The 25,363-nt window shown below is 57.6% G+C and carries 22 protein-coding genes and 1 pseudogene; 4 read left to right on the top strand and 19 right to left on the bottom strand.

Annotation, left to right across the window (positions count from 1 at the left end; translation table 11 throughout):
• Positions 1-14 precede the first annotated feature (14 nt).
• The 6 genes from EN862_RS19795 to EN862_RS19770 all read right to left on the bottom strand — a co-directional run bounded on the left by EN862_RS19795 (position 15) and on the right by EN862_RS19770 (position 5,923).
• Complete coding sequence (locus tag EN862_RS19795) at positions 15-485, bottom strand: MucR family transcriptional regulator (RefSeq protein ID WP_127249594.1); 471 nt, start codon at positions 483-485, stop codon at positions 15-17.
• Positions 486-1,379: 894 nt separating this feature from the next.
• Positions 1,380-1,922: a tetratricopeptide repeat protein gene (locus EN862_RS19790; protein ID WP_245458616.1), complete on the bottom strand. Its 543-nt coding sequence runs from the start codon at positions 1,920-1,922 to the stop codon at positions 1,380-1,382.
• 53 nt (positions 1,923-1,975) lie between these two features.
• Positions 1,976-4,039, bottom strand: coding sequence for a type III secretion system export apparatus subunit SctV (sctV, locus tag EN862_RS19785; protein WP_063169272.1), 2,064 nt, complete (start codon positions 4,037-4,039; stop codon positions 1,976-1,978).
• A gap of 232 nt (positions 4,040-4,271) precedes the next feature.
• Complete coding sequence (locus EN862_RS19780) at positions 4,272-5,162, bottom strand: hypothetical protein (protein ID WP_024505382.1); 891 nt, start codon at positions 5,160-5,162, stop codon at positions 4,272-4,274.
• 117 nt (positions 5,163-5,279) lie between these two features.
• A complete protein-coding gene (locus EN862_RS36890; RefSeq protein WP_224570034.1) occupies positions 5,280-5,522 on the bottom strand; it encodes a nodulation protein NopA in 243 nt (80 codons plus the stop codon).
• A 71-nt stretch (positions 5,523-5,593) separates the two neighbouring features.
• The gene (locus EN862_RS19770; RefSeq protein WP_081714433.1) at positions 5,594-5,923 is read right to left on the bottom strand and encodes a hypothetical protein; all 330 of its coding nucleotides are present in this window, start codon (positions 5,921-5,923) and stop codon (positions 5,594-5,596) included.
• A 1,348-nt stretch (positions 5,924-7,271) separates the two neighbouring features.
• Here EN862_RS19770 and EN862_RS19765 point away from each other — a divergent pair.
• Positions 7,272-9,386, top strand: coding sequence for a hypothetical protein (locus tag EN862_RS19765; RefSeq protein WP_245454733.1), 2,115 nt, complete (start codon positions 7,272-7,274; stop codon positions 9,384-9,386).
• 525 nt (positions 9,387-9,911) lie between these two features.
• Here EN862_RS19765 and EN862_RS19760 read toward each other — a convergent pair.
• The 12 genes from EN862_RS19760 to EN862_RS19705 all read right to left on the bottom strand — a co-directional run bounded on the left by EN862_RS19760 (position 9,912) and on the right by EN862_RS19705 (position 19,463).
• Complete coding sequence (locus tag EN862_RS19760; protein WP_024505378.1) at positions 9,912-10,715, bottom strand: hypothetical protein; 804 nt, start codon at positions 10,713-10,715, stop codon at positions 9,912-9,914.
• Between the two features lie 356 nt (positions 10,716-11,071).
• Complete coding sequence (locus EN862_RS19755) at positions 11,072-12,109, bottom strand: EscU/YscU/HrcU family type III secretion system export apparatus switch protein (RefSeq protein ID WP_024505377.1); 1,038 nt, start codon at positions 12,107-12,109, stop codon at positions 11,072-11,074.
• Positions 12,106-12,924: a type III secretion system export apparatus subunit SctT gene (sctT, locus tag EN862_RS19750; RefSeq protein WP_024505376.1), complete on the bottom strand. Its 819-nt coding sequence runs from the start codon at positions 12,922-12,924 to the stop codon at positions 12,106-12,108. The genes EN862_RS19755 and sctT overlap by 4 nt, the downstream gene beginning before the upstream one ends.
• An 8-nt stretch (positions 12,925-12,932) precedes the next feature.
• A complete protein-coding gene (locus EN862_RS19745; RefSeq protein ID WP_081714428.1) occupies positions 12,933-13,181 on the bottom strand; it encodes an EscS/YscS/HrcS family type III secretion system export apparatus protein in 249 nt (82 codons plus the stop codon).
• Between the two features lie 29 nt (positions 13,182-13,210).
• The gene (sctR, locus tag EN862_RS19740; protein WP_029354851.1) at positions 13,211-13,876 is read right to left on the bottom strand and encodes a type III secretion system export apparatus subunit SctR; all 666 of its coding nucleotides are present in this window, start codon (positions 13,874-13,876) and stop codon (positions 13,211-13,213) included.
• Positions 13,869-14,897, bottom strand: coding sequence for a type III secretion system cytoplasmic ring protein SctQ (gene sctQ, locus EN862_RS19735; protein ID WP_095769044.1), 1,029 nt, complete (start codon positions 14,895-14,897; stop codon positions 13,869-13,871). Before sctQ ends, sctR begins: the two co-directional genes overlap by 8 nt.
• An 89-nt stretch (positions 14,898-14,986) precedes the next feature.
• On the bottom strand, positions 14,987-15,499 hold the full coding sequence (locus EN862_RS19730) for a hypothetical protein (protein ID WP_032899688.1): 513 nt from the start codon (positions 15,497-15,499) through the stop codon (positions 14,987-14,989).
• Positions 15,475-16,833, bottom strand: coding sequence for a type III secretion system ATPase SctN (gene sctN / locus EN862_RS19725; protein WP_024505372.1), 1,359 nt, complete (start codon positions 16,831-16,833; stop codon positions 15,475-15,477). The genes EN862_RS19730 and sctN overlap by 25 nt, the downstream gene beginning before the upstream one ends.
• Positions 16,830-17,453, bottom strand: a complete 624-nt coding sequence (gene sctL, locus EN862_RS19720; RefSeq protein ID WP_024505371.1) for a type III secretion system stator protein SctL — start codon at positions 17,451-17,453, stop codon at positions 16,830-16,832. The genes sctN and sctL overlap by 4 nt, the downstream gene beginning before the upstream one ends.
• On the bottom strand, positions 17,450-18,136 hold the full coding sequence (locus EN862_RS19715) for a nodulation protein NolU (RefSeq protein ID WP_269470858.1): 687 nt from the start codon (positions 18,134-18,136) through the stop codon (positions 17,450-17,452). The genes sctL and EN862_RS19715 overlap by 4 nt, the downstream gene beginning before the upstream one ends.
• On the bottom strand, positions 18,081-18,944 hold the full coding sequence (sctJ, locus tag EN862_RS19710; RefSeq protein ID WP_024505369.1) for a type III secretion inner membrane ring lipoprotein SctJ: 864 nt from the start codon (positions 18,942-18,944) through the stop codon (positions 18,081-18,083). Before sctJ ends, EN862_RS19715 begins: the two co-directional genes overlap by 56 nt.
• A 9-nt stretch (positions 18,945-18,953) precedes the next feature.
• Entirely contained in the window at positions 18,954-19,463 is a 510-nt protein-coding gene (locus tag EN862_RS19705) for a nodulation protein NolB (RefSeq protein ID WP_024505368.1), read from the bottom strand.
• 187 nt (positions 19,464-19,650) lie between these two features.
• On the opposite strand from EN862_RS19705, the gene EN862_RS19700 reads away from it, so the two are divergent.
• Positions 19,651-20,349, top strand: coding sequence for a secretin N-terminal domain-containing protein (locus EN862_RS19700; protein ID WP_024505367.1), 699 nt, complete (start codon positions 19,651-19,653; stop codon positions 20,347-20,349).
• Positions 20,350-20,650: 301 nt separating this feature from the next.
• Positions 20,651-22,585, top strand: coding sequence for an HrpF/NolX family T3SS translocon protein (locus EN862_RS19695; RefSeq protein ID WP_024505366.1), 1,935 nt, complete (start codon positions 20,651-20,653; stop codon positions 22,583-22,585).
• Positions 22,586-23,722: 1,137 nt separating this feature from the next.
• Here EN862_RS19695 and EN862_RS36250 read toward each other — a convergent pair.
• The gene (locus tag EN862_RS36250; protein ID WP_024505365.1) at positions 23,723-23,923 is read right to left on the bottom strand and encodes a hypothetical protein; all 201 of its coding nucleotides are present in this window, start codon (positions 23,921-23,923) and stop codon (positions 23,723-23,725) included.
• A gap of 100 nt (positions 23,924-24,023) precedes the next feature.
• Between EN862_RS36250 and glyA the strand changes: the two are divergent.
• A pseudogene (glyA, locus tag EN862_RS19680) lies at positions 24,024-25,344 on the top strand (serine hydroxymethyltransferase).
• Positions 25,345-25,363: the final 19 nt, after the last annotated feature.

Raw genomic sequence — 25,363 nt, 5'->3', positions numbered from 1 at the left:
CTGTTAATACGGATTTAGGCTGCGACCTTCTTGCGGGTCCGTTTCGCCGGCGCCGTGGCTGGGGCTTCCGGCTCTTTCGGTTTGCGGCCGAGTCCCATGGTCTTGGCCAAGGCGGAGCGCGCAGCGGCGTAATTCGGCGCCACCATGGGATAATCCGACGGCAGACCCCATTTGGCGCGATATTCGTCTGGGGTCAGACCATAGTGCGTCGCCAGATGGCGCTTTAGCGATTTGAATTTCTTGCCGTCTTCAAGGCTAATGATGTAGTCCGGTTCGATCGACTTTTTGATCGGGACAGCAGGTTTTTTTAAAGGCACAGGCTCTTCTGCCGGTATGAGTCCAGCCGTGCCGTTTAGAGCCCCGTGCACTTGGGCGATCAGGGCAGGAAGCTCCCCCGCCGGGACGGGGTTGTTGGAGACGTAGGCTGATACAACATCGGCAGTGAGCTCGATGAGGATGTCGGTCTTGTGGGGTTCTTCTGTCATAAACTTCTCCGGGCAGCTTGAAACACAGTTGGGCGAAGTGTCGCTTCATAGTGGCGGTTGCCGCTGAAAGCAAATGGATCGACGGGTGCGCTGCTCCTCCACCATTGAAGTCTCGGCGACGCATCCCGTCATCGTCCATCGCTAAAGGCAGCGTATTGAATTATGGGAGCGGTCGCGCCCGCCCCACCATAGCGATACAGCAAGACAATCAAAAAAGCCGGTCTTTGCTTGGCCCCAAATCTTTTCTCCTTTCGTGAACGCTGAGCTGCCAAGCTGCTACAGTTCACCTCGCGGGGCAACCGTGCACAACACAGGAGTCGCCCGAGCGATACATTCTTCACTTGCCGCTTATCAGCGCTGGTGATTGCACTTTGCAGCCTGCCTCCGGACCCGCAGCGCTCACGCTGTTGGTTTTGCGCCTGCAGGCGTCGGAAGTCGGATCGCCGCAGCTAATTTCCTCAGGCGGACGAATTCAACAAATCGATTGTTTGGATCGAAGGCATCCACACCATCGATGCCTCTAGAATATGATCCAGCTACAATCACCGTGCTGTAATGGCCGGGACGGCCAGCACAAGCGCGACACGATCCGGCGGGTCCATCGCTGCGTTACGTATTCATGGCTACTGCATCGGGCGCTCGGTCGACCGCCTTAAGCCAGGTCGCCGCATTGCGAGACGGTGACCGGCGAGGGAGAGGGCGCTCTGGCAACGAAGCGAGGCGGGTGGCCTTGCGGGTGGCCGCGTGATGTCATCCGGCTCTCCTGCCGATCTCTGCCGGCCAGATCTGGAGCAACTGTTTTGCATAGATATGGCTCTCTTCAGGGGGCCATCTATGATGGGAGCCGAGCGCGTGTTCGAGCCGGGGAACAGGCTGCGCATGCACTGTGCCCACCTATTGCGATCGTGCTAACCTTGGTTGTTCGGACTTGCCGTTAAAGGCAAGCGACAGATTGAAGTTATGCTGCACCATCTCATTGCCTGGCTCGTTTTCGAGAGCTCGCCGATACAGGGCCTGTGCCGCGTCATGCCGCCCCTCAATGTCCAAAATCACGCCCTTCGCATTCAATGCACGTACGTTTCCTGGGGCTGCAACCAAGACGCTGTCGAGCACCTCAACCGCTTCGTGCGGGCGCTTCTGGCCCACCAAGGCATTTGTAAGTCGTATCGCCGCATCAACATTGTCCGGGTGCTGCTTCACCTCATCCCGCAAAGCCCGCTCTTGAACATCCTGACCAACTTCGCGCAAAATGCGTTCGCGCATAGCCGGATCGATTTGATCGGCGCTGAGCAACTCGGGGGAAGATGTCTCCTGCACGGAAAGAGCCGGCTTTTGCCAGCTGGCGCAACCGCCCAAAGGCAGAATGGCGAGTACGGCAAAAAGAAGTGAGTTCCGGCGCAGAAACATAGGCGATGGAGAAACTGTATTACTATTCATGTTATCTCTCAGTTATCGGGGAGGCGCGTGGCGTTCAGTTAGGAAAGGTGGGACTACTCTAACAATCCGCTGTTCGATCCGTGCGGGAGTGTGACGGATCCTGCGGGGCGAATTGTAAAGTCGGAGGCGAGGTCTTGATACGACAGCACGGCGAGATCAACCCCGTTTCGCGTCAGAAAGCCGCGGACGAAACGTCGGACATCCATCGACGTCAACAGAATAGGGCGGGTTTGACCCGGTTCTGCGTTCGAAAGGACCTGACGTATCTGTGATAGCATCGCTTCGCTTTGCCGATCCTCCAGTGCGAGATAGGGGCCTGCATCCGAATCTCGAACCGCGCCACGCATCACATCCTCGCTCTCGCGCTCGACGACCAGGGCGGACACGATGCCCTCCGTGTTGGCATGGCGGTGGCAGATCTGTCGCTTCAAACCAGAACGGACATATTCCGTCAGCAGGGCAACGTTTTGCTCACGCTCGCTCCATTCGGCCAATGCCTCCAACACGAGACGGGTGTGGCGGATTGGGATACCTTCCTCCAGGAGGCGGCGCAGAACATCGGCAATCCGAGGAATCGGCGTCGTGCGTAGCACCTCTTTCACAAGCTCAGAATATTCCTGCTCCATTCGGCCCAGGAAATGTCGGGTCTCTTGGATGCCCACCAATCGCGGTGCGTAGCGGGTCAACGCTGCATGGACGCGCAAGGCGAGGAGTTCGCCGGGAGCCCTATGCTCCGTGCCGGCGCCCGTAAGGGCCTTTGCAGGGGTATGTTCAACCGGGAGTCTGTCCGTTTTCGGCTCACGTCTAAGGGGGACACCGCTCGAGTCGACGTGCGCTACATCGGCTCGGAGCGCCATCTGGTTTGGATCTAAGGCGTCCTGTTCGACTGGCACGCCCTCGACATCAATTCGGAATTGCGATTCAGGCAGCTGCTCGTCAACCAAGACAGGGATGCGAGGAACGATAATGCCCAGATCGGCTGTGACCAGGAGCGAAACGCGCCCAATATGTTTTTGCAATTCGGCTTGATCGACCGCCTGCATAAGATCTGGCGCTAGAAAAAATGCGATCGGGAATTCCTTCGCAGGCGCGGCTTGCTTAGGCTCCGCTGCAGTTCCACCTTTCGCATCGGCAGTGCCGGCGCCCAGCACATCAGCCTTGACAATGCTTACCGCAGCGAACACTGCGGCCAGCATCAGAAAGACGGGGAGGGGAAACCCAGGAACGAACCCCATTACAACCAGGACGCCGGCCGCCAGTCGCAAGGCTCGAGTGCTGGCCGTGAGCTGACTGACCATTTCTGTACCGAGGTTGATCCTCGCCGTCCCAGTCACACGGGTGACGATGGTCGCCGCAGTAATGGAGAGCAGAAGGGCCGGAATCTGCGATATCAATGCATCGCCTATCGTCAGCAGAGTGTAGTGATGCAGTACCTCGCCGAAGGACATGCCCTTGGAGAGCAGGCCGATCGAAATTCCACCCAGCATGTTGATGCAGATAACCACCAGCCCGGCGATGGAATCGCCCTTCACAAATTTCATCGCGCCGTCCATCGCGCCATATAGTTGGCTTTCCTTCTCCAATTCGGCGCGCCGCCGGCGGGATTCGTTGGCATCGATGTGGCCGTTGCGTAGCTCTGCGTCGACCGCCATTTGCTTGCCCGGCAGAGCATCCAGCGTGAAACGCGCCGCCACTTCTGCCACCCGTTCGGCACCCTTCGCGAGGACCATGAATTGCACCATGGTGACGACCAGAAATATGACGAAACCCACCACGATATTGCCTGAGATGACGAAATCGCCAAAAGTATGAATAATGCTGCCGGCCTCCCCCTCGGCCAGGATCAGTCGCGTCGTTGCGACCGTGAGCGCGAGACGGAATACAGTGGAAATCAAAATAACGCCGGGCAAAGAGGAAAAATCAAGTGGAGTACTGACATACAGGGCAACCATCATCAGCAGTATGGCCAACCCCATATTGAATCCTATCAGGGCGTCGACCACCACGACCGGGATAGGCATGACCATCATCGCGACAGCCAGAAGCAGCATCAACGCAACCATTAAATCCGGGCTGGCCGGCGCACGCTTGATGAAGTCACGCAGGACGTTGGCCATCGAGACACCTTTGCAATCGGTTGAGACTTACTCTGCTGTTACGCCATGAAACGTGGCTTTCGAACTCCGAAGGCGCCTCAGCCTTGGCCAGCGCGTGACCCTGCATGAGAGCCACAAGCAGGCGCGAAATGGCTGGGCAGCAAATGTTTCCAACGCAGCCAGCTTGTCAGCACCGAGCGCGACAGGATGTTTGGCTGGCCATAGAGTGCTGCTTGATGGGGCCTGCGAGCTTTCAATATTGGAGAGCAGCAATGCGGCCATTCCTGCTCAGCAGCACACGGCTGTCCTCAATACGTTCGACCACCCATCCATCAGCCAAAATGGCGCCGACAAAATACTTCTCGCTGTCGATGACAATATATGGTTGGACCCCATGCCACACAGCTTCGACCGCGATTGCGGATGGCGCCTTCTCCTCTTTGATGAGCACTCCGTTCACCAGTGTTAGAGTACCCTTGGTGCGACGATCGAACGATTGCTGAAGCTTCTGCCAGCTGATGACCGATTCAGACGTGACGGTGCCTTCGGCGGTCACAACACCCTTTGCCGACCCAATCTTGACGTCGAGAAGACCCGCTCGATCGACTTCCTCCTGCAGCTCTTGGGCCGCTGCCTCCGTAAGTTCATTGTCAGCGCGGTGACTGATCGTTCTGGACGCGACTTCAGCCCGAAGTGAATTGGGGCTCGATCCACTTGCATTGCCAAGATAGGAGATCGTGCCTGAAAGCGCGCCGATCCCGAGTGAGCTGATTATGACCATGGCGAGCACACCGATCGGTAGGCGCGGTATGCCGGTCGAACCAGGCGGCTCTGCATCCTGCACGGACAAAGCAATGGACATCTCGCCTACGAGCAGGACGACAGGAAGGGGCACAACAACGGACTGGCCTGCGGCGATATTCCGGTTGCCCTCGATACTGAGTCCGGGTGCAAGCGCCTCCAGTTCGATCGACTTGCCAAGAAGAGTTACACGAAGGTGATGCGGTGCCAGTCCCTGCTCGACAAAGACCAAATCGGCATCGAAGCCGCTGCCGATTAAACACTTTTGAAGATCCGTCTTGCCGGTCAGACCGCAATAGTGCCCCGAACGCACTTCGAAACGGAGGGAAACGGCGTCATCCACAGAGCATCTCTCAAACAGGATAGAAGCCGCATGGCAATTGCCATGCGGCTCATTTCGGGACTACGTCGCGTCAATAAGGAGACGCGCTAGGGGGCAGTCTAAAACCCGCTTCCGACATTACGAAACGCGTTCGTCGGCGGCCTTCTTGATGGTCTGGAGATTGGTCGTTAGAGTGCGCAACTGGACACTCCTTTTCGTCGCCTCCAAGCTAACATTGGTTAGTTCCTGCACTTGCGCCTGAAAAGCAGTAGCATCAGCTCCGCTTGTATTGCCGGGAGTGCCACTGTTAGTTTTATCGGTATTGCCGGCGCTACTGGTATTGGTATTGCCTGATTTTTTATTATTATCAACTGCAGCCATGATCATTCCTTTTTCTGTTGGAGTTGTGCCGTCAATAACGGCCTGTATGACCTCACGCCGGATTTCCCGCGTCAGGCATCTTCTGTGTCATCCAAAGCTTCATCGGCCTCAGCCATCGCATCGTTCGCGAATTGGAACGCGAACGATCGCAGGATACTTTGGAAGGCTTCACTTTGTGCTGCAGACTGTGAGTTGTCTTGAAGTTGATCATTTGAAACGGTCCGGTTATCCGCCCGATCGTTCCCGCCAGCTGCCTTGCCATCATTCCCACCAGCTGGCTTGCCATCATTGCCATCAGCCGGCTTGCCATCACCAGAATGCTCGGATTTCGAATCCCCATGGCCCTTTCGGATCAAGGAAGTCCCGAGGTTGCCAACTCCACTCCCAATTGCTGCTATCATCAGGTACTCCGGCATTTGCCATTGGCGGCGACGTGTTAAAGGTTAGCCTCGATCAAGCTAAGGGCGGGAGCTTTCGAGAACCTGACGGCTTTTGACAAAAACCGGCCAGCGCAAAAACGTATGCTCTGCAGGATGTTGCTCTCGCATCGAACAGTCGACCACGATCTCGGCTGTTCGGCCAATCCCGCCGTCCACGCATGCCGCGACCGAATGGCAGCCGCAGCAGCTCGTTTGCATCCTCGATGCTGTGGTGTCGAACAGGAGACACGGTCCACGTGCTGCATGACCGCAATGACCGTATTCTTGCTGGCTCCACGGGCGCACGCAACGAGCAGGAACTCGGTCTTTGCATCACCATTCTCTCGCCTGCACATCACGGCCCGGCGCGGTGAGCTCATTGGCTTCGAGAAGGTCGGCGACCGTACGAACATGGGATGGTCTGCCGGCTTTGGGAGGCCGGTGCGGATCCTCTTCTCACCATATCGAAAGCTTGAAGCGGTCGGATTTTCTTGCCCTGTTCGTGAGAACTCCCATCGTCAGCTAATCGTCAGCCAAGCGGTCTATCTAGGCCGGCCGTGCCTGACCTTCGGATCCAAAGGTCCCGTCTCGACACTTTTTGTAACTATAGATCGAAATGGTCCGCGTGATACGCAACGCACACGCTTCTCTGAAGCAAATGTGTGACTTTGTCGGTGGCGAACGAGAGGAGTGACGCATCAATAAAATCGTCAGGCACGTGTCTAGGAAGGGGAGCTAGCCGAGTTGGTCTGATTTCATTCGCTGTTCCTGGAAATCGGCGGACTGAAGCGCTGATAATCTCAGGACATCGATGGCAACGTTGCGAAAGTCCTGTGAGCTCGGGCCAATCTTGGCCTGCTACTGAGAAGCACTTTGGCGGGAACATTACGCCGTCGCGGGTCTGGCTGACCGTGACGTTAACCGAAAGATGCCGCTGGTCTCGTCAGCCGCCAGCACAATAGCAGCACATTCTCGCCTACTACGGAGACGCAATATGAAGGGCATTGGCCGACCACGGAAATCGCAGGCTGAAACTGGAGCCAGCCGCGCGGGGCGGGCGAGCAGTTCCCTTTCGCAATCAAGTCTTGCTGCGGGAGAAGGTGGACAGTCATTCGATTCCGTTGTGGAGCAGATGCGCTCTGGGGACGCCGATAGGAGGCCCTCCTCCCTTCCAGTTGCGCGCGGTCCAGGCGATGCCCGCGAAAGTCTGCCAGGCGCCTCGATTGGCGAAGATCAAATCCTGAACACACCGCGACGTGGAGCCGCTGCGCCACCACGCGGAACCGTAGCGCCACGTGGCGCAGCCGCAAGGCGGCGCGGTTCTCCCTCCATGTCTGAGGGCGAAGCCATGGCGCCGGTCGGTAGCCAACTATCAACCGCGCAGGTGGAAGGCACCAGCTCATCGTCAAATGAAGATATCAGTCCGACACAGCTCAGAATGAACAGTCTTGTTCAACAACTGACTGATTGCGAGGCTGCGGCCAGGAAAACCGACGTCCCCGAGGAGGCGGTGGAGCTGATCAGTCGGGTCGTCGATGCAGCCTCAGCAATTCTGGAGTACCGCGCTAGCCTGCCTGCGGCTGAGGCGCAGACAATTATGCCAGACGACAAGGTGCGTAGATGTTGCCAGATCGTGTGCGACGCCGCGAATGAAGTAGACAAACTTGGCCTGTCGACGATCACGAAATTGGACAAAAAGACCAAGAAAGCGGCAGGTATGGTCGATAAACTCTACTCCTACTCCCAGGCGGACCGGCAGGAGCTGTTGATTTTAAATGTGGAGAACCACCATACGGCGGCAATTAAGTGGTGGGAAAAAAAGGCATGGCGCTCCGAACGGCAGCGATCCGCCTGCGCTGCCACCGCTAGCCTATCCAGTGGAACGCCCGTGATGCGGGAAGCCGAGCGGTGCGCACTGCGGCTGCGTGCCGGCTCGGTACTGAGTGTCAGGATCTGGCTGGTCCGTGAGCGGATCGGTCTTGCGCGGGCCAAGATTGAACTGCGGGCGAGCAGGTTCGAGCCAGATTTGAAGGAACTCCTCGTCGGTCGAAATGGAGTGGTGCAGCTGATGGCAAGCGCCGCTCAAGAAGCTCTTCGCGCCCTCTCTTTGGCGAAGGGCATAATGGATGATGGCAAAACACTCAACGCTCATGATTGCGCGGTTGTAGAAAAAATCATGGAGCGGCTTTCGGATTTTGGATTGGCGTTGCACGAGGTGCATACCAAGCTAAGCCATACCTACCCAGATGCCGGCCTCCCATTGAAACTGTTCGAACGGATCGTGGACGATGCATGGATCACTGCGCACGATGCCATGCACTTGTTGAACCTGCAGTCTCCGCCGTCAGCCATCATGGCGCCACAGGCCCAGGCGGGCGCTGCGATGCCGGCCAGGGCAGGCGCTGCGATACCGGCTGGCACTGCTGGTACGGCTGCAGTGTCAGAAGGCACTACAGCGCGAAGGAAAGGGAAGTCAAAGCATAAGTCGGCAGCTCGCGCCGGGACTTCTGCCGCCGGGCAGCCATCAACACCAGTCGCTGCGAACGCCGGCACAGTGCCAGCAGCCAAGGTTCTCGCGCGCTCGGATCAAGTTGCGAGTACACAGGTGAGAGCGCAAGAGGTGGCTGCGAGTTCGTCGGGGGCAGGCTCGACAATCGGGGGCGCCGCGTTGTCAATGGAGGTATTGACGGAGCGGCTCAAACGATTGGACGAACTTTTGCAGTTCGATCTGGCCGGTCAGCAAAGCGTCGTCTCCCAAGTGCGCCAGATGAAGCCTGAGGAGGCCGGTAAGGTCGTGGACGATGTGGCCCAGTACCTGCGAGCCCAGGCCATTGAGATGCAAACCTGTCTCGCCGGGTTGCAGGGGCGTAATGTACGCCTGCTACTCACCTCCACCCAGCTACCCAAAGTGCACGAACGCACAGACCAGCTCAAAGGGTTGCTGAACATGGTGCTGGGACAGGCCAACGCATTGAATGAAGGAAAAGCCGGCATTACGACTGATTGCATGAAGACCTACGCATTTCCGGCGCAAAAATACCTGGAACATTTGTGCAATGCCGACGAATTGATGCCGCCGGAGGCACCGGTCGCGCTGCGTGGCGAGCCAGGAAAGCTGTTTGAGATGAAGCTGCAGCCCAAGATGCTGGTCAATGGTGCGATGCCGAGCCCGATGTGGGTGCACATCCACACGAGTCGCCCCGTCATGGCCAGAAACTTGGAAGGGCTGGCTGATTCCGAATTCACCGCTTGCCACGTTAAATCCAACGAACAGCGCGGCTACAATCGAGAGCGAGAGGAAGCCGATGCTAGGTCCGGTCGCGAGAAGGTCATAATTCATCGCGGCAAACTCACCCCCGCTTTCTGTAAGTCCTTGTTGACCTCAGGGCTTGGCCGCCAACCACGCCATTCGCGTGCCGAGCTCCCGTCGGCGCAGGCTGCATGACAGGGCACTCAGAATGCGGCCGGCCACGCTGTGAGTCAGCGAGCATTTCTCCTGGCCAAACCGCGAATGCCGCTGCGCGAGTTGCGGTCCGGCGATTGGAGTCGATCGGCTACCGTCAGGGCCGATTTGCGATGTCGCGTTACCGGCTGTTGACGTGGCGGCGTATCTTGCCTCCCATCCAACTTATCGCCGAGATCGCGCCGCCAAGATCGAGGCGGAAGGTCTTCCTGCGAGCGCGGAGCAGGCATAGCCGATCCGATCGGGATCGGCGCATCGCAACGACCCAACGGTGTGGTGGAGAAAATTGGATTCGGGAGAGCTCGGTTCCAAGAGGCGGAGTTCCGGCCCGAATACAATCCGCTCGCAAGCACCCACGATGCGCATCCGCAGTTTATTGTCTGGGAGATGGGCTGGATTGCTCGGCGGCGCTGGCGCTAAGGCGGGGCTGTCGCCGGACAATTAGCATTCACTGCCAACAGCCTTGCAACCGTCACCAGTTGCAAGGCTCGGCGGCGGGTCGACAAATCACATGAAATCGTCGTCGGACCCGCTATCGCTGCTGTCGCTATCCTCGGTTTTGTGGAGATAGAGTGGAGGTTTGCCTGCACGCTGCCACTCACCGGCACTGTTCTTCGTCCATTTGTCGGGATGCTGCGTAGGGTCAAGCACCAGGTCGCCATGATCCACTTCAACAAACCCCATCGTCTGCGCGCGCGCTTGTGCTTCCGGATTAGCCGCACGCCAATTCAGCAACGGTCGGTCGCCGTCTATCCGAAGTTGATGCTCCAGCAGAATATCGCCCGCATTTTCGACGAGCGGATGGGCGACTTGAAGATCCACTATGGAAGTGACCTCAGTTCGACCAGGAAATTGTTCCCGCCAACTTTCCGATTCGAACTCGTTCATGCTGAATCCGCCTTCCATTCTCAGCAGTCCGGCACTCCGGTCTCCCAATTGGTAACTGAAATATCGCGCGTGCTCCGTATCTCGACGGATGCCATATTGCTGAGCAACGTCCGCGGTGCGCCTGGCTCGTGACGATACGAACTCCGAATACTCTTGAGGATTGTCGGCGATGTGCGTGATTTCATCACCATGAAATTGCCTCACCTGTCTCCTGAAGGAAGTCCTGTTGATCTCCACCACAGGAGGTCGGGAATTGAGGGAGTATGCTTGGGGAGCCGCCGATGATGAGGCGCCGCTACCTTCCGATCCGGATAAGTGCATTCGGGCAAATGTGTCCGCGAACCCTTCGCTTCCTGCATCCGATTGCTCGCCGGCATTATGCGCGCGGTAACTATCGGATGAGCCACCAATTCGACCATACATGACGATTCGTACTCCTATGTTTCGCAACCGAGCTCAAGTTAGCACGGCTGTTCAACATAGGGCGCTTAGTTGACGACTAGCTGACGAGGGCATTCCAACGGCTGCACCAATCAAATCCGCACTGCCGGCCTCAAAACCTCGGACTGCGCCACGCACCGGCCAGCAGAGGCTGCAAGGTCATGCCCGGAGGACTTGCCGTAGTTGCTGGGTGGCAGATCCGAGGGGAGTGATTGCCCCAGGCCCGCGGTTGCGCGGTTGGCCTGACAGAGACACTGGGGCACGGATGGCCAGCCGACATTTGCCACTAGCATGGAGCCAGGTCAGTTTTGAACTGGGCAGTCGTGGACTTCCAATGACTAGGCCAAGCCTGCGGCAAAGAATGCTTTCGCGACAGGCTGGAAATATTGCATAGGAACCGCGTGGCCGAGTTTTGTAGTGCCTATCAGCTGACGCGCTAAGACATGGTCATGGACGATCGTCAGGCGTAGTGCCCGCGCCTCGCTCAACACATGTGAAACGCGCTCACCTTCGGCACGGCAAACTAAGAACGGCACCCCGGTTTCACCGCGAACGTAACGCAGACCGATCAGGACCGCCCTTCCTGTTAAGACCAGCGTGGCGCGATGCACGCCAAGCGCAGGCTCGTCGGCCGCCTCCTCGCGGATGCGACGCTGTTCACCTTTCAACTCTGGCGCTCCTTGCTGATCCTTCGACTCGCGCGTCACTTCGGTATTGGTCATGCGCATTTCGCGCAGATACAACGCGCGCTGGAGCAGAAGATCGATCAGTCCGCCGACCAGCAGTGCGCCGGCGCCAATTCCCATCAGCAATTTTGTCTCCATAAAGATGAGGCCAACACAGCCCATGCCGCAGATCGGCAGAGGGACCATTGTCTTCCACATCCCGAGAAGGACAATGGAAAAGGTTGCGCTGAGAACCAATACCTTGAACATGGTCTTGCAGACTTCGACCATGGAACGAGCAGACCCCAAGCGCTTCAGCCCTTCAAAGGGGTCAATTTTCTTAAAGCTGAGCTTCATCGGCTCCAGAGAGAAGACAAATCCACCATTGGCTAGCAGGCTGGCCAAAATCACCGCGGCGACAAGGGTTCCAAGCAGCGGGCCAACAGCCGCGACTGTGAGTTGGACGAGCACAACCAATGCCTGCGGCACCGCGGTATCGAAAGGTAGGCTCTGCAACTTGGTGGCTAATAGGAGCGCTTCCCGGCATTTGTCCTCGATCACGCTGCCTCTTAGCCAAAGGTAGCCGAGCCCAGCGCAAGTCCCGACCGCGCGGACGAAATCGGAGCTACGTGGCAGCTGTCCTTTTTTGCGCGCTTCACTTAACTTCTTCGGGCTGGCGGCGTGTGTCTTCTCTTCACTTGTGTCGCTCATGGCAGCAATTTGTCGAACCACTCCAGCACGCCGTTGGCACGTGTGACCTCCAGTTTCATGCTCTCCACCAGATAGGCAGCGTAGGTGACCATGAGAACTGGAAAGACAATGTTCTTGATTGCCGGAGACAGTTGGCTCGCCTTAAATTGCGGGGCAAAGCGACGCAGCAGCATCATCGATATATCAATCAGTATCAGGAAGAACACGACAGGCCCCGATACCAATAATGCCGTGCGCATTATGCTGTCGAGAAGCCCCAACAACTCCATTGCTCCTGGCCCACTCAGTGTCGGGTGAAACTGATACACCGGCCAGATCAAGTAGCTGCGGTACAGGACACTGATCAAAGTTTCCAGGCCTCCTGATCCGACGAATATGGCAATCGCAGTGATCCCCAGAAAAACGCCCATCGCGGAAGCCTGACTGTTCGTCGCGGGATCGGCCGAAGCGGTCGGGCTGCTGATGCCGCGTTGGTTGTCGATAAGCTCCCCGGCAGCCTGAAGGCCCCAAAGCGGAATGCCAAGAAAAGTGCCAAGGAGTACACCGACAAAAACTTCCTTGAATCCGAGCAGGGTTAGCTGGATCAGGCGCGTATCAGGATCCAGCGCCGGCAATCCGCCGCTGACGTGTGCCAGGCATGGTAGTGCGAAGCCAACAGCCAAACAGCCCCGGATCAGCCCACTGATCTGCGAGCGTGTGAATACGGGAAAGATCAGCATGATGCCCATCGCGCGGGCTGCCCCAAGACCTGCCGCAACGACGAGTTCGAGAGCCGTCTGGATCAGAATTTGAATATCGGCCGATGGCGCGTCCATGGGGCGGACTAGTAGCTAAGTGTCATTGCGGGAAACTCGGTGAAGATCTGATCGGCTAGCTCTATGAGCGGGGCGCTTAGCACAGGAGCAAACAGCCCAATCACCGCGACAACGACCAGAAGCTTCACGGTGAGCGGCAAGCTTTCATCCTGGATCTGCGTCGCCGCCTGGAGGATGCCGATGACGAGGCCGACAACCACTGATGCAATGAGCGGCGGTAGAATCCAGATCATGAAAACCACCAGTGATTGGCTCATAAGAGTAATGATGCTGGATTCAGTGATGATCAGCCTCCCGGTAACGTATAACTCAGCACAAGCCCATGCATCAATTTTGACCAACCATCAATGGCAACAAACAAGAAGATCTTGAACGGGACAGATATAACAGTTGGTGAGACCATCGACATACCCATTGCCATCAAGATAGTTGTCACTATCAGATCTATAACAATAAAAGGCAGATAAAGTAGAAATCCTATCTCAAATCCGCGCTTCAATTCTGATAGCAAGAAAGATGGTACAAGTATTGCAAAGTCATCAGGCGTGGCTGCAGCGTGCATTTCCTCTGGCCAGACCTTTTCTGTCGAAGATAGGAAAAATCGCCGCTGCTCTTCATTTGTGAATTTCTTGAGATGCTCGCGCAAGGGCTCACTTCCGGCTTTAGCGGCGCTTACCCAGTCGTCGAATGTCTGATAGTGGAGCTTGGGATCCGACATGCGGTCATAGGTCTGCTCAGCAACGGGCGCACTAACGAACATAGTGAGGATCATCGCCGCGGCGTACAGCACCACATTGGGTGGTATGGTCTGGGTCCCGAGCGCATTGCGGACGAGGAAAAGAACAATTGATACCTTTACAAAGGCCGTTGTCGTGGCAACTGCTAAAACCAGCAGACCGAGTCCGGCGGTAACCGCAAGAAGCGCCAGGATTGTCGGCTGAGCTTCACTCATTGCATGCAAACCCGCCACGGAGCCTGATGCCCAGCTCTTCTCCGATGCGGACAATGTCGCCACGCCCGATACGCTGACCATTGGCCACTATGTCGACCGGGCCGTCGATCGGCCATCCAAGTTCAAAAATATGCCCTTCGCCGGCACTTCTTAATTCCCCAAGAGAAATAGGCCAGCGGCCGCATTCAAAGACAAGCACGATCTCGACATCGTCGAGATCCTTAGTAAGCTCCAGTTGCGATCCGGGTTGTGTCATATGCGCACTCTCCAAAGGACACGGTCGCGGGCGGAAAGGCCCCCGCAAGATTAATTCATCGCCGTCAAGATCCGCCTCGGCGCACAACTGGCCGACAGCTAGGGTGATCTGGCCGCGGCCGAACGGCGCAATATCGGGCAACAATGCATCACCGACACATGCGCTTCGAAGAAGCGCCGCAGGAAGGCGAAGCGTGCCGACCTCTCCTGCAACAATGAGCGGGAGCTCTGGAGGCAGCCCGCCCAGCTGCCGCGGCAACTGGGCAAGCAGTTCGCCTAGCGCGCGAAACGCAGGCGGTACTAAGCCGTCAAGTGGCGTGAACAGGAATAGACGGCCCTTGCCCTTGACCGCGCCGAAAATGATGTCGAGTTCAAGATGAGGAGCCAGCATCGTGGCTTCGCATACCCGCACGAGTTGCACGTTCAGACGCGTCGTCTCCTCCAGTCGAGTGACAAGCGGCTCCAGAGCGAGTTCGAGAATTAGCGAAGCAGTTGGCTCGGAAGGGAAGGCCAAGCCGTTCTGCACTGTCGTGATGAACTCCTCTACGAGCGGGCGCGACAGTGACAAGATGACCGTTTCGGCTCCCACTCTCCAGACGCAGTCAAGCATCGGAATGGCAGCAGGTTCCTGCTGCCAGACAAGCCCTGCCGTTCGCACCGATAGCGGCACCTCGTTGATCCGGCTTTGAAACGGCGTGCGCGGCGCTGCTGTATCATTGAGCCACGAGACAACCGTGTGGGACAGTTTCAGAACTGGTTCGAACATGGCGGGTGTGACCGCAGCGCCTATCAAAGACTGCACGGTCGTGTCATTCGGACGACCTCTTGCGACCGTCGGATCCGGTTGCGCGGCATTTAGGCAAGCGACCCCCTCGCATATTTCAGCAGTATCTCATCGTCGGCCTCGATCTCGGCTGCGGCCTCCGAATGAGTCTCGACGGCGCGCCGCACGTCGTCCTCGATTTGTTGCCATTTGTCCCTTGCCGCCGAACATATGACCCATAGCTCCCTCGTCCTGGACGCCGCCATCTCAGCCTCCTCTTGAGCGATTTGGGTATCATCAAGCATCTGCCGTCTGGAATTGATCTCAGCGGCAAGTTGTTCAGTGTGAAGGCGGTGACGGTCGAGCGCTGCGCTAGACAAGTTGTCGAGTGACATCAGATGCTGATAGAGCGCTGCTTCTTTTCTTGAACAATGTTGCTGTATCATTGCAAGCTCCCTAGAGGCATTTTGTACGGCTGAGGCGGCCACATCGCGCTGGGCTTCCTTCTTGGACAGCTCGCCAAGGGCACGACGCTCTTGCATTTCCTTCAGAAGCCGTAACCTCGAAGACTGAATCCAGTTTACGCGGTCAGACGCGACATCCATGCGACCGTCTCCTCGAAATCTGACGCGTCATCTTCGCTCTGGCGCAGAAACTCCCTCAGTTCGTCGATTGACGCGACAGCCCGGTCAGTCAGGGGATCTCCACCTGGCTTGTATTCGCCAACATTGATCAAGAACTCGGTCTCGGCATAGCGCGACAGGAGCTCGCGGAAAATGGATGCTGCCTTGCGATGTGTCCCCGAAACGACTGCATCCATGACGCGGCTGCGACTCTGCAGCACATCAATAGCGGGGAAATGCGATCGCGCCGCAATAGCGCGTGAGAGGATGACATGGCCATCGAGAATACCACGCGATTCCTCGGCGATTGGATCACCCGTGCCATCACCCTCTACAAGCACCGTATAGAAGGCCGTGATTGAGCCCCGCTCACCCATGCCGGCGCGCTCGAGCAGGCCTGGCAGCATGCCAAAAACGGAAGGAGGAAAGCCCCGTCGCGTCGGCGGCTCACCCGCAGCAAGGCCTATTTCGCGCATAGCGCGGCAGAAGCGCGTCAGCGAATCCAGCATGAGAGCAACGCGTAGGCCTTGATCGCGGAAATATTCCGCGAGCGCAGTCGCCATTGGAGCGCATTGCGCACGCTCTACCGCCGAGCGGTCGGATGTTTCAACCACGACGACCGTACGGAGAAGGCCCTCTTCACCAAGATTCCTTTCGATGAATTCACGAACTTCCCGTCCACGTTCGCCTATGAGCGCCACTATGACGACGTCAGCGGCGGCACCCTTTACGATCTGTGACAACAGCGTCGACTTGCCACCACCTGGCTCGCCATAAATCCCGATCCGCTGGCCCTCGCCGCACGTCAGCAGACCATCGAGGACACGGACCCCAAGCGGGAATGGCCGCTCAATCATGCGCCTCGTCATCGGATTGGGGGCTCTGCCATGCAGGGGCCGAGTTTCGACGGTCTTGATTTCGCCTTTGCCGTCCAATGGGCGGCAACGACTGTCGATCACGCGACCGAGCAAATCGCCGCCGACGGGCACCTCACGCATTCGGCCAGTGGCCACGACCTCTGCGCGGCTGGATAGGCCCACCAAGTCCCCGATCGGTGTCAGCAATACACCATCACCCGACAGGCCGATCACCTCGGCCTCGAGCGACAGCCCGGTTCGCGGGTCCTCTAGGAGGCAAAGTTCCCCAATACGAGTGTCTGGCAAGACGGCATGAACCAGTGTGCCGATAGCCCGCGTGATCCGACCGCGCACCGCACGCGTGTCAATTCGCTTGGCCGCAGCCCTCAAAGACGAGATTGCTGGAACGAGAGCTCGAGTGTCGGCGTCAGCGTTATGTTCTGGGACGGGCTTTCTCATAGCTCGCCTTTCTCACAGAGCGTCCCGAAACCAAGGCGCAGCGCGCGCATCTGGGCGTCAAGTCCAAGGTCAACATTGCCGTACTCGCTCCACAGCACGCAGCGTTGCGGCGACAATGTCGGGTCGGGCTCGATCCGCACCCTTGGTCGACCATCCTGGCCGTCGCATCGAGCAAACTCTCGTGCAAGCATGTCGACTTGCATGGGAGAAACATGAAGGCAAACGTCGGCGCCGCTGTATTGACACTCTATGGCGTGACGAACAGCCCTCACCAATAGCTCGCCCGGATCGAAAGCGCCGATAAGATCGCTCAATATTTCCATCACGAGCTGCGGCAATTCCTGCTCCAGAGCCGCCTTTCGTCGCGCGATTTCGGAGATTGTCTCCGCAATCAACCCTGCCATCTCCTCGGTGCCTGCATTCGAGCCCTCCATGTGGCCGCGCGCCCACGCCCGCTGGTAAACCGCGCGTGCCCAGTTTCGAACGCGCTGCCGATGCCGTTCTGCCGCGGCAAGGGCTTGCGCGGCGCTGTGCCAGGTTTCGAGCTCGCTCGCGGGTATCAGTGGTCCGACTGGACGCATCTGCGGCGCTATTGGCCCCTCGGAAAGTTCGACTGTCATTTCACCGGGGTCTCTGTCTCAAAATGAGCTACTACAAGTGAAAGCAATTGGCCGGCGGCGGTCCAATGCTCATGTGCTGGAGTCTCCGCGGCAGTCCCCTCGGGCAATCGAAGAAGCACGCGGTTACGCTCGGTCGCTGAACTGTCCTGGAGCCAAGCTCCAAGACATGCGTGTCCATCGTATTCGATTTGCTGAGCGAGTTTTTCTGGGTCCGAGATCAGTCTTTTGTCAACAGCATGCAGCAGGTGTCGGATTCCGAATGCGTGTGCATCCACGCCGATGCGTTTAACAAGGATGGCAAGCTCAGGCTGAGAGACAAACGCGACCAGCGAACGGGCATGCCAGATACTACCAGCAAGAAGGGCCGCTCGATATGGATCATGCCCGCGTAGAAGGTCCGGCCTGCAGCCGATGTGGTTCAGATCCACGTCATCGTTGCCCAGCAATTCTGCCAGCCTTGGATGCAGTCTGGAACACTTCTGCAACTTCACTAACGTTTCGGCCGATAACGCTGGATCAAGACGCGCCGCAAGACGGGTTGGATGGGCCGAAGCCGCAAGCTCGCTCGCGCCCGGAAAGTGCGGACCATCAGGTCGGGCGGTCTGTATAGGCATTGGCAATGAGATGTCACCCACGTCCAATTGCAGGCATTCTTTTGCGAATGGCCTCGACAGCAGAAGCATCCCGGCGCCCCTCGACCTTGGAAACGCCGGTTGATTGCTTGCGCCGACGCGTAACAACGCCGATCAAGAGATAACAGGCCACGGCGAATACGGCTGCGGCAAAACCTGTTACGGTCGCCAGAAGTGGCGCAGGAAGAGGTAGTGATGCTTGTGGCAAAACAGCAGTCGGATCGGGCCGTTGCTCGTGTGCGGACCGTTCTACCGGCACCAAAACCACTTCCACCTTATCGTAGGACAGGCCTTCGATGCTGTCGGCTACAAGCATCTTTATCTTTGGCAGCAGAGCCGCGACATTTGTTTTTGCGTCGTGCCTGATAAACACCGAGGCCGAGGATGGCGTGGCACCGGCTCGCACAAGGTCGTTATGCGGCAGCACGACGTGAACACGTACAGAAAAAACGCCATCGATATCGCTGATCGTCCGCGACAACTCTTCGCTCAGGGCATACACGTAACGGGCACGCTCTTCGGTCGGCGAGGCAATCAGGCCTGATCCTTGGAATATCTCACCGAGGTTCTTGAAGGATTGGCGCGGCAGCCCCTTGGCGTTCAGAAGGTTGATTGAGAAGGCGAGCAGCTTTTCGTCAACCTGGATCGTGCTGGTTCCATCCTTGGCGACCACCCGGATCGCGGCGACCCCGTTGTCTTCAAGAAGTGCGAGCATTTCATTTGCCTCACGCTCTTGCAATTGCGTGTAGAGGTCGGCTTTGCAAGCAGTGAGGGCGACGAGAACTGGCAGCATGACAAGTCTAACCGACCGCCACCCTGACAGGCCACGCATGATTTCGCCCTCGGCCAAGCCAATCATGCGCGCGGTTCAGCCTTCCTTCAAAAGTTTATTCACGGATGATGTGACGCCGCTGACGCCTTTGGAGATAAGCGCCACCTGGGTGACGCCGTTGTAAACATCCCGAAGACCAGCCATCATCGTTTCGAAGTCTTGCCCTTGTTGGGGAATGCCCGAGATTCCGGTTCCCGCCTCACCTGGAACGGGAAGCTTCTGCGCCGGTCCCGGTAGAGCGCCCTTCGAAAGGGCTATGTCATGGTCGAGCGCGGGGAAGGAAACAGTGTTGTGTGGATATAGGGAGGAAATCGTCTGCAACACGCGATCGCCCATGCCGCTCGTCGGCGCAGCCGCGCGCTGAACATCCATCGCCGCAGCAACTGGCGCCGCACTCGCTGGCCCCGCGGCGGCATCGTTTTTCAGCGAGTCGGCTGCATGCCCTAAGGCGCGCTCAAACTGGGCCTGCTCGACAATCGACGGTGATCCGACCCTGGGGAGGCCAGCCGTTAGAGTGGCAGAGATCGACGTGACAGGCATCATCATGTAAGGACTCGGTTGCTCTCTCTGACCGGGCGAGCCCCGCCCATTCATCACCCGGTGTCGGCGCAACACTCCTAGGGGGGCAAGCTGACAACAAGCTGACTAACGGCGGCGTCATTTCGACAATCTAAAATCTCTTCGGCAATTTAGTCACTTGTGATGATTTCAGCGTTTGGTTTATCAGTGCGACATGCCGAGAACGCTTATCCAACCCGTCACCCTGCATGTTTTGAGACTTCTTTGTGCCGGGTTTTTTCTGTCCACCGGGATTCACCCGGCGCATGCAGTCCCGCTGTCCCTTCCGGCGACACCCTATAGATACACGGTTCTGGATCAGGAGCTCGCTGCAGCGTTGCAGGAATTCGGCAACAACCTGAATATCAGGGTCAACATCAGTCCTGCGGTGAAGGGGCGAATTCGCGGACGTATGCCTGATTTGCCACCGCGCGCGTTCCTCGACCGCTTGACGAACCTTTACGGTCTACAATGGTACTATGACGGCCTTGTGCTCTATGTGTCTGCTGCACAAGAATCGCAAACTCGAATGCTTTTGATGACGTCGATTCGCTTCGATGCGTTCAAGGGGGCTCTCGACAAGCTTGATATCTCCGACGAGCGCTATGTGGTCAAACCCGTGCCAGGCAATGGCCTCGTCTTCGTTTCCGGTCCACCGCGCTTCGTCGCACTCGTGGAGCAGACCTTTAACGGCTTGGTGGCGCAGGCGCAGGCGCAGACTCACATAGCGGCAACGCCAAAGGAATCAGTGCTGATCTTGTTTCGCGGCTCCTCCACTACGGTCGTTCGCGACGGACGACCGGATGCTTCTTATTCTTCTGACATCCCACAACAGGATAGCGTTGGCGGGAAGCCTGAGCTGGGCAAGAAATGAACATTGAGGATTTCCCGCAGCTCTGAAGAACATGACTGCGGCTACCCCTTTGTGAACTCTTCGCAAACTCGTCAGTTTCTCGAAAGCTAATCCGCTCATGATGAGTCCCGGCAGCTCTCGCGGTGACTCCGGCCATTGTGTTGGACCGAACCTTGGAGCCGGCCCGGAACACAGCAATTGAAGGCAGGGCAGGCGCATTCGTGACCTGCCGACGCTTGGAATTGTCGAATTTTGTGAAACGCAAGGGATCTTCTGTCGGGGTCTCTTGTGGGGATTTCAACGTCACGTCTGAGGATGCATAATGTCGGCCAGTAATCTTTCAACTTTCTACCGCTCAAATTCGCTACAGTCCGCAAGGGGTTGGCCGGGCCTGAAAGTTTCCCATTTTGCGACCCAGCATCAGCAAAGTGCATCGTGCTTCGAAGCGATGCTGTCCACTTGTGTGCTGGCAGACAAGCCCGGCTCTTTCGCGCAAGGGGATCTGCCAGCGTCGAATCTTGATTCGACAATGGATAAATTGCGGCAGGACCCTTTGGGCCATCTGGCACCGGATGTCTTGACATTGAATGGCTTGGAGCAACACCCACTGGATCTGCTGCCGCCAAATATGAGGGCGGCTCTCAAGGAGGACCAATCGCAACGCTCCAAGGCGACTGAAGCCCAACATCTGCTCGGCGTCACTCCGAAGATCGAGCCGGCTCCCAGGCCGAGCCCCGGAATCACGTGGAACGGTGGGTCGCTGACCACGGCTGAGTTGCAGATTGTTGCGGTACTCAACCGTCACAAGGACCAATGCCCGCTTACTTGGAAGTCGTTGACCGACAAAGCCAATGATCCCTCTACGCCACCGGATCTGAAAGCGGCGATCCAGGGACTGCAGCAGGATTCGGGACTTTTTTATGCGATTGGCTCGCAGGGCGACGGCCGCTGTGGAGGCAAGATCAACGCCAAGGACTTGGCCGGATTTTCAAACCACCACCCACAAGTTGCTGCATTTCAGGAAGCCCAAGCGCGAAGCTACGAGCAGAACTACATACCATCCGACGGCAGCGGAGGTTTGCAGCCTTCGGTCATGACCTTGAGCGATGCCTTGCGGGAGTTTTACCGGTACTCCGAAAATCTGTCCAAGGACCTGAGTCTGGATGAGTTCAAGAAAATGGTCGGCGGCGAATCGAAAAACGGCAAATTTCCGCCCCAGGTCATTGCGGCGGCGCAATATTTCCTCGATCACCCCGATGCTTGGAACCAGTTGTGCGGTGGCTCGAAAGGGAAGATGCACAAAGAGGATTTCCTGCAAGTCGCCTCATCGTCGATGAGCCTCACGCAAACTGAGCTGAATACGGTCGAGATGATCAAGGACCATCAGGACACGTTCTTTGGAAGCGGTGTTCTGACTCGCGACAAACTGGCGAAAATGAAAGACGACAAGAGCCTTGATCCGAAAGTGCGGGAAGCAGCCTCTCAGCTCCTTTCAGATCCTCTTCTGTTTGGCCTCCTGAACAATTCGATCACGGGCTATAAGACCCATCATAAATTCTTCGACTTTGGCGGCGGGCATACGGTTGATTCCGGCAATATCAGCAAAAAAGACTTTGCCCATTTTTGCACAAACATGTCGTCTGCGAACCGCAACGTTCAGCAGCCAATCACCCACGGCGCCCAAACCGCAGAAGAGCAGAATGCCGTCGCGGACATGAAGATGGGCCTGATGGACCAGCCTGACATTAAGTCAGCCAAAAAGAACGGCGGGGCCGTCATGCACGTCGTCGACTCCGTGCTCAAAATCGAGACGAAAGTGCTCGACTTGGCGGCAACGGCGGTGGGACTGCTCAGCTTCATTCCGGGCCTCGGACAAGTAGCCGATCTTGCCTCGATGGTTCTCGAGGCTGAGTCGCAAGCAGCCAATCTCCTGCGTACGGCCATTAACGGAGGCGATATGAAGCGAGCGCTGGAGGAAGCTGGCCTCAATATGGCCGCGCAGGCGATCGGCCTTATCGCAGGCCCCGAGGTCAAGCTGGCCATTCGAAATGGGCTCGTAAAGCACCTGATGGAAGAGGCCTTGGCGGCAGGCATTGATCTTTCGGTCTCGACGGCGCAGGACTACGCAGAAGGCTATGTGAATAACCTCAAAGCGCGCCTTGCAGGCGGCCCTGAGCAAAGCCTAGGCCTTCCGAGCATGCCATCATTCCAGAGTGTGGCAAGCAATGTGCCCTTCGTCGGCATTGCCTTATCCTAGCCGTCGCCTTGCGCGGAAGCTTTGGCTCGCGCGCTGACATAAGGGTCATTGTGGCACAAGCAGGGGTTCATCCGCATCAACGCAGCGGTGTTCCTGACGCCATCTGGATCGGACTGTGAGGGGGATGTCCGAAGTCTGTGAAGGCTTCGGTATATGACGACTTCAGAGTTACGCTGAGCCCAGCCATCTCGAGCCGGTGCGCCGGGTCGAGGTTTTCACGGGCGCCGGCCGGCAGCGGGAATGGTCTCCGGAAGGCACGGCGCGGATGGTGGCGGAGCGGCGCAGCCGAAGGAACGGCTGTCGCGCGCCCAGGGCGGCCTCCCGAACAGCAGACGATGATCTCCTGCCTTGGGCCTATATCCTTGTGCCCACGCTCAAGGCAGTCGGCTGAAAACAGCGCTGATTTAAAACAGCATTATCCTGCACTGCACCCTCGATCCTTGCGCTCACCGATCGCTCGTCGACACGCACGCGGTCAAGTCGTTATCGGCGCTATGCCGATGGGCTTCGAGAGCAAGGTGGACGCTGAGCGGTGCGTCAGCCTCAGGGCGCGGCTGGCCAGCTTTGGGTCTCACGCTCTATGACGGCAACACCCGGCTGATCAACTTGGCCTGTTCGCGGGCTCCCGGCAGCGGCGCGGAAGCCACGGTCCGCCTTCCTCGGCTTCAGGCCAAAGATACCGCAGCATGCTCCAGAGCTATGTCTGCCGCCTCCGCCCCATCGTCGCTGGTCATGTGGAAAGGACAAGCAGGCTACGCACCCCATAATCCCGTCGGGCAGGATTCGACAGTCGACGGCGAGACATTCGCCAAACCTCACCCTTGATTCTCAGCAACGTTAAAAAAAATTCACATAATGTTCGTGAGTGTAGTCTCCTGTCAGGTGGTACATTAGCCCCAATATCTGGCGTCTTAGTCGTAGAAAGGACTGTGATCCATCTTCCATTAGCATCCATACCAGCGGATTTACAGCAAATGACGAGAGAGGTCTCATGCGGATTGATGGGGATAGAAGGGCTAGCGGCTTGCTGCATCCCGTCCGGGTTGATGCCAACCAATGTTGACACTGGTAAATCGCCTAAGGACGGCAGCGCATCTTGATCGCCTTCGAATCCTGGGCCTTTGCGCGCATGCGGATCTAACCGTCGGCGAGCTGGCCGATATTACCAGTCTGCCTCGCGAGCAGGTTCGACGCCACGTTCGGCGGCTGGGCAGAGCCAACTTTCTTTGCTGCAACGAACAACGTCCGCAGTCTTCGTACCATATGCAAGCAGGAGGCAAGGATGGCGGGCTGGCTCAATTGGTGGTCGATCTCCTGCCCCACGATGATGGCCATCATAAAAGAGACCTACAACGCCTGGAAGCAATACAAGACGCGCGGTTGAAGGGACCGCCTGCTTGATCGTGAAATAGATCAGTCCAAATGGAGCGCGACTACCATGGATAACTCCGCCGGCGGCGCCATCGCGCAGCCCGACACTTACGGGCGGCCTCACTTAGCCGCCGTCGACTCCCGCGTTCACGAACTGCTTCTAAGACAGGAGCGTCAGGAGCGGACAACTCTCAAACTGATCGCCTCCGAGAACTTTGCCTCCTCGGCGGTGTTGGAAGCGACCGGGTCGATTTTCACCAACAAGTATGCCGAGGGATACCCCGGTGCGCGCTACTACGCCGGAAACGAGATCGTCGATGAGCTTGAGACCCTCGCGATCGAGCGCCTGAAAGCGCTATTTGGCAGTGAACACGCCAACGTCCAGCCTTATTCAGGCTCGCCAGCCAACCAGGCTGTCTATCGCGCGCTTTTGAGCCCCCGTGACAAAGTCATGGGCTTGCCTTTACCCGAAGGCGGCCATCTGACTCACGGTTGGTCCGTCAATTTTTCCGGCAGCGATTATCAGCGCGTCCCGTACAGGCTGCACGAAAAGACACAGCAAATTGACTATGACCACTTGCGCGAGACCGCCAAGCGGGAACGCCCGAAGCTAATTTGGGTCGGCGGAACTGCTTATCCGCGTATTTTTGACTACGCGGCAATGGCCGAAATTGCTTCGGAGGTGAACTCGTATCTGGTGGCTGACATCGCCCACATCTGCGGCCTGGTTGTCGCAGGAGTGCATCCGAACCCCGTGTCCCATTGCGATGTGGTCACCAGCACCTCTCACAAGTCGATCCGCGGTCCCCGGGGTGGCTTCATTTTATCAAGGAATGAAGACCGTTATCAGCCCCTCCATCATCCGAAGAGCAAACACAATCTGCGCCGTGTTCCCTCTTCTGCAAGGCGGACCGCATATGAATACTATCGCCGCGCTTGCCGTCGCTTTGCAGGAAGCAGCGAACTCGTCCTTTCGTGTCTACGGTCAGCAGATCGTCCACAACGCCAAGGCTCTGGCCCAGGCGCTTCTGGAGCGAGGTTATGAACTCGTCACTGGGGGCACTGACAATCACATGCTGATCCTTGATCTTCGGGACCGGCCGCTGTCAGGCAAAGCCTATGCGGAGCGCTTATCGCGTGCAGGCATCATTGCGAATTTCAATATGGTCCCGGGCGACCGGCGGCATCCGGCGCTGACAAGCGGCATCCGCTTAGGGACACCAGCGGTGACGTCCATGGGCATGCGCGAAACGGAGATGGTGCAGATCGCCGCTTTCATCGACTCGGTCTGCCGCCAGCCCGATGACCAGGAAGTTCATGCGAGCGTACGAAGAGACGTTGCCGACTTCTGCACTGCGTTCGATGTTCCCGGCATCCGCGACCGATAAGCCACCCCAATCCAGAAAC

The organism is Mesorhizobium sp. M2E.F.Ca.ET.219.01.1.1 (assembly GCF_004016445.2).
GTDB lineage: Bacteria > Pseudomonadota > Alphaproteobacteria > Rhizobiales > Rhizobiaceae > Mesorhizobium.
The sequence above is the reverse complement of the archived record's forward strand: the minus strand, read 5'-3'. Positions and strand labels throughout refer to the sequence as shown.